The following is a 10,071-nucleotide window of genomic DNA, read 5'->3' on the forward strand; positions in this document are numbered from 1 at the left end:
GACAATGAAAACATTTAGTACAAATAACTGGTGGTGGTTAAACGAACAGCAAAACGTTGGTTCGTGAGACCTCTATGTAGTTATATGTAGGAAAGGCTTGTCGGAACCGACAAGCCTTTTTTTTTATGTCTAATGATTAACATTACATGATGAAACTAAACTTTAAAATACACAGCATCAAAACCTTAGGAGACCTTACAACGCCGGTTCAACTTTACCTAAAATTGAGGGATGCTTACCCGAATGCTTTGTTGCTAGAGGGGGCCGATTATCACTCGAAAGCAGATGCTCACTCGTTTATTTGTCTCCGGCCATTGGCCAATTTCGAGGTGAACCAAGGAGAAGTAATAGAAACTTTCCCTAAAAAAACTGAAAAAAAATATTTACTTACCAAACAAGATTTGGTGGAAAAGTTAGAGGCTTTTTCTGCTCAATTTTCTATTGAATCGTCTGCGCATCAGAATGTGCAAGGGTTGTTTGGCTATTTGGCTTGGGATGCTTTACCGTTTATGGAAAAATTGAGTCGAAAACGACACAACAATCCTGCGAGTATCCCAGAAGTGAAATTTTCATTCTACCAAAACATTGTAGTTTTTAATCATTTTCATAATGAAATCGAGTTTATAGAGTTTTACAATGAAGAAACCGTGTCGGAAATGGCACGTATTCAGGAAATTTGTTTGCAGCGGAATTTTACGCATTATCCTTTTCAGACCGAAGGAGAAATGCAATCCAACCTAGAAGATGAAGATTTTATCCAAATTGTTAGTCGCTGTAAAGAAGCCTGTTATCGTGGAGATGTTTTTCAGATTGTGCCTTCTCGTCAGTTTCAGCAAGGATTTACGGGTGATGAATTCAATGTATATAGAAGTTTACGATCTATCAATCCGTCGCCATATTTATTTTATTTCGATTACGGAAATTATAAAATATTTGGTTCTTCACCCGAAGCACAAATAATTATCCAAAACCGAATAGCACAAATTCATCCGATTGCTGGGACCGTTCGTAGAACAGGCAATCTAGAGAAGGATTCTCAGTTAACTGATGAGCTAATTTACGACCCAAAAGAAAATGAAGAGCATGTAATGTTGGTAGATTTAGCAAGAAATGATCTAAGTAAAAATGCCCAAAATGTGGAGGTCGAAAGCTATAAAGAAGTGCAATATTTCTCGCATGTGATTCATTTGGTTTCTAAAGTTACGGCAGAATTAGAAGAAGATGCTTCTTCTTTGCAAGTCCTTGCAGATTCTTTCCCGGCAGGTACTTTGTCGGGTGCGCCCAAATACAAAGCTTTGCAATTGTTAGAAGAATTCGAAAATCAGAATCGTGGAATTTATGGTGGGACTTTAGGCTTTTTAGGATTCAATGGCGACATCAATATGGCGATTGTCATTCGCAGTTTTATCAGTAAAAACCATACCTTATACTTTCAGGCAGGTGCAGGCATCGTATCGAAATCGATAGCGGAAAATGAATTACAAGAAGTTAATCATAAACTCGGGGCGTTACGTAGAGCCATCGAACAAGCAAAAAACATCGTATCATGAAAATTTTAGTACTCGACAATTACGATTCTTTTACCTATAATTTGGTGCATTGTATCAAGAAATTTACCACTACTATTACTGTTGTTCGCAACGATGAGATTACCCTAGAAGAAGTAGACGCCTACGACAAAATCCTGCTTTCGCCAGGACCTGGTTTACCCGACGAAGCCAACCTTCTGAAACCCATTATTCAAACCTATGCAAACCGAAAATCTATTTTAGGTGTTTGTTTAGGACAGCAAGCAATTGCAGAAGTTTTTGGTGGGAAGTTGATGCATACCCAACAAGTACATCATGGGATACAATCGGAAATAAGCGTTTGCGAAAAGGATCTACTCTTCGATCATTTACCCGATAAACTTTTGGTAGGACGTTATCATTCTTGGGTTGTTTCACCGACCGATTTCCCTGAGTGCTTACAAATCACCGCACTTGGCCCGAAAGGTGAAATCATGGCTATTCGTCATAAAAACCTAGAGGTTCGTGGAGTTCAATTTCATCCCGAATCCATCCTGACGCCCAAAGGAGAAAAAATGTTACAGAACTGGATAGAACACACAAAATGAAACAATTACTCAATTTACTTTTCGACAATTATACCTTGACAGAACAAGAAGCCTACGAGGTAATGATTCATATTTCCGAATCGAAATTTTCTGATATCGAGCTGTCTTCATTTCTCACAACCTTCAATATGCGCAACATTACACTCGCAGAAATTACAGGTTTCCGCAAGGCATTGCTCGACCTTTGTAGCCGTGTTGATTTACCTTCTACAGGGATCGACTTGGTCGGGACTGGTGGCGACGGTAAAGACACGTTCAACATCTCGACTTTGGCAAGTTTTGTGATTGCTGCTGCAGGAGAAAAAGTTATCAAACAAGGTAATTATGGAGCTTCTTCGGTAAGTGGATCATCGAATATGTTGGCATATTTCGGGTACGAATTCACGCAAAACTCAGACCAATTACAAGCAGAATACGAATCGGTAGGGATTACTTTTTTGCATGCACCACTATTCCATCCTGCTCTGAAAAATGTTGCCACACTGCGCAAAAATTTAGGCGTAAAAACTTTTTTCAACATCATGGGACCTTTGGTCAATCCAGTTCAACCGACGCATCAATGTTTGGGTACTTTTGATATGAAAACAGCTCGACTTTATCATTATGTAATGCAACAAACCGACACACAATACAGCATTTCTACGGCACTTGATGGGCACGATGAAGTTTCACTTACTTCGCCCGCCAAAATTTACGCTAACTTGGGTGAGTATTTATTACACGCAAAAGATTTTGGTTTAGAAAACCTTCATCCTACCGAAATAAAAGGAGGAAAAACAATCGAAGAAAATGCGAAAATATTCTTAGCTATTTTAGAAAATAAAGGGACACGTGCTCAAAAGCAAGTCGTTTTGGCCAATGCTGCTCTAGGACTGAAAACCTTACACCCAAACCGATCACTCGAAGAATGCGTACAGAGAGCTAATGAAAGTTTAGAAAGTAAACGCGCCTTACAAACTTTTCGTCAACTCTTACAAACTGCTTAATTATGCAAACCTATTTAGACCAAATAATTCAACTAAAAAAACAAGAAGTCGAACAAGCAAAAATTCAACAACCGATTCATCTTCTCCAACAACAAGCGTTGTACAAAAGACACAAGATTTCGGCTAAAAAAGCGATTGTCGATCCTGATAAAACTGGAATTATTGCCGAGTTCAAACGCAAATCTCCCTCAAAAGGTTATATCCATAAAAATGCTTTGGTAGAGAGTATAATTCCGCAATACGAAAAAGCAGGCGCTTCGATGATTTCTATCCTTACGGATCGTCCGTTTTTTGGTGCACAAACCGATGATTTTTCACAAGCAAGAGAACTGAGTACAATTCCATTATTACGAAAAGAATTTATTATAGATGCCTATCAGCTACACGAATCCAAGGCAATGGGAGCTGATGTTATCTTGTTGATTGCCTCTTGTTTGGGCAAAAAAGAAATTGCAACTTTCACTCAAATCGCTCATGATTTGGATATGGAGGTTTTACTAGAAATTCATACCGAGAAACAATTGGAAACGTATTCAACCGACATTGATTTGGTCGGAATCAATAATCGAAATCTTGAAACTTTCGAGGTAGATTTAGCACATTCTCGAAAGCTTTTGACTCAACTTCCTGCCGAGAGCATTAAGATTGCCGAAAGTGGACTCAATTCTCCCGAAACTGTTTTAGCCCTAAAGGAAGAAGGCTTCCATGGTTTTTTGATAGGCGAACATTTTATGAAAACCGACAATCCGGGCAAAAGTTTTGCACAATTTAATAATGAAATAAAACAAACCAAATGAAACGATATCAGCTAAAAGTTTGTGGTAACAAACACATCAATAATCTAATGCAATTGGCAACATTACACGTGGATTATGTAGGGTATATTTTCTATGACCAATCGCCAAGAAGAGTAGAAAACAACTTACTATTTTCTATTTTCCCGAATGCCAACAAAGTCGGTGTATTTGTTAATGATTCGTTGAGTAACATGGTAGAAAAAGTGCAGCAATATCATTTTGACGTGGTGCAACTGCATGGTGACGAACCTTTGGAACTAATTGCACAACTCAGAAAAGCGCTTCCGAATACGGAAATTTGGAGAGCAATTTCGGTAGGAGATGTTACTGATTTTGAGGACCTCGAAAAATATCAACCCCTAATTGATGCTTTTCTTTTCGATACCAAAACGAAACTATACGGCGGATCGGGAAAACAGTTTGATTGGCAATTGCTCCAAAATTATACCCTCGACACCCCTTTTTTTCTAAGTGGTGGACTTCATCCTACCGATACTCAAAAACTACTCGAGATTCAACACCCTCAACTGCTTGGTTTTGATATTAACAGTGGATTCGAAACTGCTATTGGCGTAAAAGATATCGATGCGATTGCAACTTTTCAGCAAAAAATTAATCAACCCAAACTTTAAACGAATAAGCATGAAATTTACCATAGACAAAAACGGATTTTACGGAGATTTTGGAGGAGCATTTATCCCAGAACTCCTACAATACAATTGCGAAGAATTGCAAAAAGCTTTCGATGAGTATTATCCTACCGAAGAATTTCAGCAAGAGTTTCGCTCGTTGCTCAAGGATTATGTTGGTCGCCCGAGCCCATTGTACTATGCACCGAACCTTTCTCGACGATACGGCGCTCATATTCTCCTCAAACGAGAAGACCTCAACCATACGGGTGCCCACAAAATAAACAATACGATTGGGCAAGCATTGTTAGCCAAACGCATGGGCAAGAAAAAGCTATTGGCCGAAACAGGTGCCGGACAACATGGTGTGGCAACGGCAACGATTTGTGCGTTGTTGGGATTAGAATGTACGGTTTTTATGGGTGAAGTAGACATCGCACGACAAGCGCCCAATGTAGCTCGCATGAAAATGCTGGGAGCAGAAGTACTGGCTGCCACTTCGGGCAGTAAAACGCTAAAAGATGCCACCAATGAAGCTATTCGGTATTGGATCAATAATCCAGAAACGTATTACCTCATCGGGTCGGTGGTTGGTCCGCATCCTTACCCAGCGATGGTTGCAGAATTTCAGTCGGTGATTTCAGAGGAAATTCGAAGCCAATTACAAGAAAAATATCAACGAGAAACGCCCGATTACGTCATTGCTTGTGTAGGTGGCGGAAGCAATGCTGCCGGAGCTTTCTATCATTTTCTGGATGATGACCAAGTGCAATTGATCGCTGTAGAAGCAGCCGGAAAAGGAATTGATACTGATGAAACAGCCGCTACCATTCAACGCGGATCAGAAGGTATTATTCACGGAAGTCGAACACTTCTAATGCAAGATGATGATGGACAGATTATTGAGCCCTACTCTATTTCGGCTGGATTGGATTATCCGGGGATTGGACCATTGCATGCGCATTTGCACAAAACGGGTCGAGCGAGATTTGAAAATGCAACCGATGAAGAGGCTCTTGCTGCTGCTTTTCTTCTTACCCAAACCGAAGGAATTATCCCAGCGTTAGAATCGGCTCATGCGTTGGCAGCCTTAGAGAAAATGACATTTAAGAAAGATGATCTTGTCGTGGTGAATCTTTCTGGGCGTGGTGATAAAGATATGGCGACTTATCAGCAATATCATCAAAAAGAATGAGAGAGGAATTCGGTAGGTAGGATGAGTTTACAGAAATAAAAAAAACCTTCCCACAATTTGGGAAGGTTTCAACTAATAACCATAAAATAACTTGCTTATTTCTTGATAATTTTTTGTTTTACAATGGTATCACCCGATTTTAGTACGGCATAATATATTCCTGCCTTCAGATTGGATAGGTCAACTGTATTGCTAGTGGGTTTTACTTCTATTACTTTTTTTCCGGAAAGATCAAAAATACTTAGCATATCAACTTTTGATTGGATTTTGATAGTAGCAAAGTCAGAAACTGGATTTGGTGTAAGGAAAGTTTCGTTGGAATAGGCCACATCATGTACAGCCATAGAACTGTGAGTGATATTAACATCGTCTATATAGGCAAATCCAGAATAATTGTTGTGCGTAAATCTTATCTCATCAATATTGAACAAAATTCGACCCGTGTGTACCAAATCACCGTTTAGATAATATTTTACCCTATCTCCATCACCAACAATCTTAAAATCATACCATGTATGAGGACTCCAGTTCCCTATGACCTTGTTGTTTGATTCTTCTCCTGCGTTCTCTAGGATGATAATTCTTCCGTCGTAAAAGAAGTATATTTCATTTACAAGCCTACCATCTGCTCTACTCCCTGCCTGATAACCAAAATCTGAAGAAGCGTTCCCTGGTGATACGCCAATATTGGCACTGAACGAAATCGTAAAGTTTGATTTATCGAGAGGTTGATCTATGGCTTTAAATGCCCCCATAATCAAAAGCGGTTGGAAGGAAGCATTTGGATCGTAATCAATTTTTAAAGAGCGTATGCCTGTTTTTGCTTTTTCTTCGGTCACGACCTGCTTCAAAGAAGGATTTCCGTCGTCAAGTTTTGTCACAGTCCAGCCATTCTGCTCGTTTACTGGTCCTAAATTGAAATTTTCTGACTGCTCAAACGAATAATACTGAGCTGTTAGCAAATTTGCAAACAAAAACGCTAAAACAGCGTAAAAGTGTTTCATGATGTAAAATATTTTATTGAATTTGATCCGAAATTAGTGTTTTTTTTAATACTTGCTAATACAAAACTATAAATTTATTTGGGAAGTATAGGGAAATGTAGCGTTATAGACATGTAAGTTTCAGCCAAAAAAGTTACCAATTAAAAACGAGAGAAAGTAGTAACACTAAGAATTCATTGGTTTTAAGAAGAGTAATCTTGCATTAAACATTTTATCAACAAAAGAAATAGACAATTTTTTTAGGTAGGATGCGTTGTAGGAATAAAAAACTCCCATCAATAATTTGATGGGAGTTTTTATTTTTGCTCCTCCTGCTGGGCTCGAACCAGCGACCCTCTGATTAACAGTCAGATGCTCTAACCAACTGAGCTAAGGAGGAATAAATCCTGGGTTGTAATTTTAGTGTCTTGTCTTGACATTTGCTCCTCCTGCTGGGCTCGAACCAGCGACCCTCTGATTAACAGTCAGATGCTCTAACCAACTGAGCTAAGGAGGATTGTTTCCTAAATTGTGAGTGCAAATATAGCCTATTTTCCTTTACTTCCAAACCATAGGCTTACTTTTTTAATTATTTTTTTAATCTTTATTACTATATTATTGAAAATCAACATAAAAATTTTATGAATTATAATTAGTCCATATGAATACAATCTCGATTTCATTTCAAAATCTCTCTTTTGAAGAAAAAAAATTATCCAATGATTGTTTGAATATCCTTCAAAAGCATATGCCCAACCACGATGAATTTATAAAATTCTTAGAATTATTTAATCGCCTGTGTATAGAAAGCAATTACAATCCAAATCAATTGAAATTATTTTAAAACTCCTATAAATCCTAATTATGTACAGAAAAAGCAAACTCAGAATTTTTAAATATCATTAAAAAAAACTTAAATTGTTATAAATTTATTACAACAACCCATCCTAATGAATATAGATACTAATGTTAAATATGAAGCAAAACTTCATTGGATATCATATATAATTCCTTCAATATTAACATTAATAGGATTTTTAGGAATACTCCCTGCAATATTTTTTCGAGGATTACTCCAATTTATTGCCTTTTTCTTAATCTTCCTGTTCATCAAGGGAATTTTAATGTTTCTTCAAAACAAATCGACTATAATTATTTTATCCGATCGATTATTGACAATAAAAACAGGAATTTTTAGCAAAAGAATTTCAGACATTTCATTACAAAGAATCGAAGGCATTAACATCCACCAATCATTTTTAGGGAAAACCTTGAATTATGGGACTATTCACGTTAGCACAGGCGAAATAAATCACAGATATTTCATATCGAATCCTGTTCAGCTAAGGTCTGCTATTCTCTAAGTCTATAAAAAATAATGATGTTAGGTTACATATTGGAAACTAAAATCAAATATAAAAAACAATGAAAAAACTTATTTTAATTTGACTGTTTTTATTTTCTGCATCTACTGTTTTGAATGCTCAATTTGTCATTTCATCAATTCAAGACACAAAAACCGAGTTGATACTCAACGATTCCATTTCCATTGAAAAAGGAGGTAATATACAGGCTTATCTACCTTTAGAAAACGATTTTCTATTTATCAAACCTGTGAAAAAATTTAACGCTAAACTTCTTGGAAAAGTTGCCGACGCCGTAGGAACTGGAGCAAGTGCTGTTGGATTAGGCTCGGGAAATATTAAAATCTTGTCTGAATCGATTAAAGTCGCGAGAACTGCAAACGCTGTACAATACGGTGTAGATGCATGGGATAAAATACAAGAGTTACCAATTTCTAAAAATGCTAAAAAAATTGCAGGTCAAAATTTAGAGGTAATCGATTGGCAGATTAGCGAAGATGGCTATATCTTAAACACTAAGTTTGATAAAAAAAACTATCAAATTTATTTACAGGAAGCTTTGTTGGCAGGAGAAATTAAACTAAAAAATGATATGATGGAGTAGTTTTTTTCTGACTCTTTTTAAAGAATTTATCATAAAAAAAATAAAGAGGTTGACCTTTTGGGTGCCTCTTTATCTTTTTAATCTGGGTCTATTTTAATACTAATTTACTGATTTTCTAACATAATATTTCCTTTTTTTCCCTCATAAATCTGTTCTATTTCTTCCTTAGCTAAATTCATCGGTTCCAGTTTCTCTACTGGAAAGAGCTCGGCATTTTCTGCCTTTCGTTCTAAAACAATATTTATTTTCGATTTAGATTCTTGCAGCAACTGTTTTTCCATTCTATACGTTTCAATTAGTTCTGCTCTTACATTATGTAAATTCTCTAATTTAGCATCCAGCTCCTTGATTTTGTTTTCGGTAATTTCTGTTTGACTTTTTATTTCTGCAACATTTGATTGAATCTTCTTAGATCATTTGTCGAAACATCATTTTTGGGATTAGCAATTTTTGCAAATTGGTTAATATTTTTCTGAATTTTACCAAAAATATTATCCTGCTTTTCAATGAACTCAAAAATCAACTTTCTTTCATTTTCTAGAAGTCTATTATCAACAGATGGCATGATTAGATTTGCTAGAGAAATATTTTTTTGTAGACAGATTTGCTTTCTTTTTTCTGCATCTCTATTCTAAATTTTATTGTGTCTGTTTTTTTCTCCATTAATCAAGATCAAAATCAATAAAAAAACCTTCTTTTGTTAGTTATACTATAAATTTTATACGTTTAAATATTAATTGCAAGTGATTGGTTTTCAGTAGATCTAATTAATATAAATTAAGACTAAAAAAGACACTTAAAGTTGTGATTTAATTTTTTTAATAGTGAATTTTAAGTAAAAAACGAGTTCCGAAGTTTTTTCTCCTTTTGAAAAAAGGCAAGATGTCATTTTCCAGACTTGAAAAGTTTGTGGGAACAATGACACATCTTGCTATTTAATATCAATTTTTTAAGAGAGCTTTTAAATGATTGATTAATAAAGAAATATATTTTAGTAAGTTAGTACAAGATGATAAAGCAATGCAGAAAGAAAAAAAATTTGGTTATGTAAAAATTATTCATACAATATATATTATATACTTTATGTATAAAACACAAACTTAATCTAAACACATCATAATCAATTAGTTGAATTATTTAGCCTATACACATTTTACCTAGGTGGAAAAGATGCCCAAATTCCACAAAATCAGATGGAGACACGGTTGTTTCTCTTGATAAGTTGATTGCCATTATAAGAAACAATTCGAAAAAGTATTAAGCTTATTAAATAATTAATAAAAAAAGGGACTAATTCATTTGATTAGTCCCTTTTTTAGTCCATAACACTCGCAATCAATTGATTATCAGTGTTGTTAGTAGCGAGGACAGGACTCGAACCTGTGACCTTCGGGTTA

At 36.0% G+C, this 10,071-nt stretch carries 10 protein-coding genes and 2 tRNA genes; 8 read left to right on the top strand and 4 right to left on the bottom strand.

All coding sequences use genetic code 11. From position 1 onward, the window contains the following. Positions 1 to 146 precede the first annotated feature (146 nt). Genes HMPREF2660_RS02885 through trpB form a run of 6 tightly spaced genes read left to right on the top strand, consistent with a single transcriptional unit; the run spans position 147 to position 5,723 of the window. The gene (locus tag HMPREF2660_RS02885) at positions 147 to 1,550 is read left to right on the top strand and encodes an anthranilate synthase component I family protein (RefSeq protein WP_083299046.1); all 1,404 of its coding nucleotides are present in this window, start codon (positions 147 to 149) and stop codon (positions 1,548 to 1,550) included. Next, on the top strand, positions 1,547 to 2,116 hold the full coding sequence (locus HMPREF2660_RS02890; protein ID WP_013598030.1) for an anthranilate synthase component II: 570 nt from the start codon (positions 1,547 to 1,549) through the stop codon (positions 2,114 to 2,116). Before HMPREF2660_RS02885 ends, HMPREF2660_RS02890 begins: the two co-directional genes overlap by 4 nt. After that, on the top strand, positions 2,113 to 3,102 hold the full coding sequence (gene trpD, locus HMPREF2660_RS02895) for an anthranilate phosphoribosyltransferase (protein ID WP_070485572.1): 990 nt from the start codon (positions 2,113 to 2,115) through the stop codon (positions 3,100 to 3,102). Before HMPREF2660_RS02890 ends, trpD begins: the two co-directional genes overlap by 4 nt. Positions 3,103 to 3,104: 2 nt before the next feature. After that, complete coding sequence (gene trpC / locus HMPREF2660_RS02900; protein WP_070485573.1) at positions 3,105 to 3,899, top strand: indole-3-glycerol phosphate synthase TrpC; 795 nt, start codon at positions 3,105 to 3,107, stop codon at positions 3,897 to 3,899. After that, positions 3,896 to 4,531, top strand: coding sequence for a phosphoribosylanthranilate isomerase (locus tag HMPREF2660_RS02905; protein WP_070485574.1), 636 nt, complete (start codon positions 3,896 to 3,898; stop codon positions 4,529 to 4,531). Before trpC ends, HMPREF2660_RS02905 begins: the two co-directional genes overlap by 4 nt. Before the next feature lie 10 nt (positions 4,532 to 4,541). Further along, the gene (gene trpB / locus HMPREF2660_RS02910; protein ID WP_070485575.1) at positions 4,542 to 5,723 is read left to right on the top strand and encodes a tryptophan synthase subunit beta; all 1,182 of its coding nucleotides are present in this window, start codon (positions 4,542 to 4,544) and stop codon (positions 5,721 to 5,723) included. A 95-nt stretch (positions 5,724 to 5,818) separates the two neighbouring features. On the opposite strand, the gene HMPREF2660_RS02915 is transcribed toward trpB, so the two are convergent. The 3 genes from HMPREF2660_RS02915 to HMPREF2660_RS02925 form a co-directional block, all read right to left on the bottom strand. Continuing rightward, on the bottom strand, positions 5,819 to 6,727 hold the full coding sequence (locus HMPREF2660_RS02915) for a T9SS type A sorting domain-containing protein (protein ID WP_013598035.1): 909 nt from the start codon (positions 6,725 to 6,727) through the stop codon (positions 5,819 to 5,821). Between the two features lie 305 nt (positions 6,728 to 7,032). Continuing rightward, a tRNA-Asn gene (locus tag HMPREF2660_RS02920) sits at positions 7,033 to 7,106 on the bottom strand. Between the two features lie 43 nt (positions 7,107 to 7,149). After that, positions 7,150 to 7,223, bottom strand: a tRNA-Asn gene (locus tag HMPREF2660_RS02925). A gap of 433 nt (positions 7,224 to 7,656) precedes the next feature. On the opposite strand from HMPREF2660_RS02925, the gene HMPREF2660_RS10745 reads away from it, so the two are divergent. Further along, positions 7,657 to 8,070 (top strand): PH domain-containing protein, encoded by a 414-nt coding sequence (locus HMPREF2660_RS10745; RefSeq protein ID WP_083299047.1) that lies wholly within the window; start codon positions 7,657 to 7,659, stop codon positions 8,068 to 8,070. Positions 8,071 to 8,182: 112 nt separating this feature from the next. Next, on the top strand, positions 8,183 to 8,674 hold the full coding sequence (locus tag HMPREF2660_RS02935) for a hypothetical protein (protein WP_083299048.1): 492 nt from the start codon (positions 8,183 to 8,185) through the stop codon (positions 8,672 to 8,674). Positions 8,675 to 8,778: 104 nt separating this feature from the next. Here HMPREF2660_RS02935 and HMPREF2660_RS10965 read toward each other — a convergent pair whose 3' ends face one another. Beyond that, a complete protein-coding gene (locus HMPREF2660_RS10965; RefSeq protein ID WP_013598039.1) occupies positions 8,779 to 8,955 on the bottom strand; it encodes a hypothetical protein in 177 nt (58 codons plus the stop codon). Between the last annotated feature and the right edge of the window lie 1,116 nt (positions 8,956 to 10,071).

It is taken from the genome of Weeksella sp. HMSC059D05 (assembly GCF_001809725.1).
GTDB classification, from domain to species: Bacteria; Bacteroidota; Bacteroidia; order Flavobacteriales; family Weeksellaceae; genus Weeksella; species Weeksella virosa.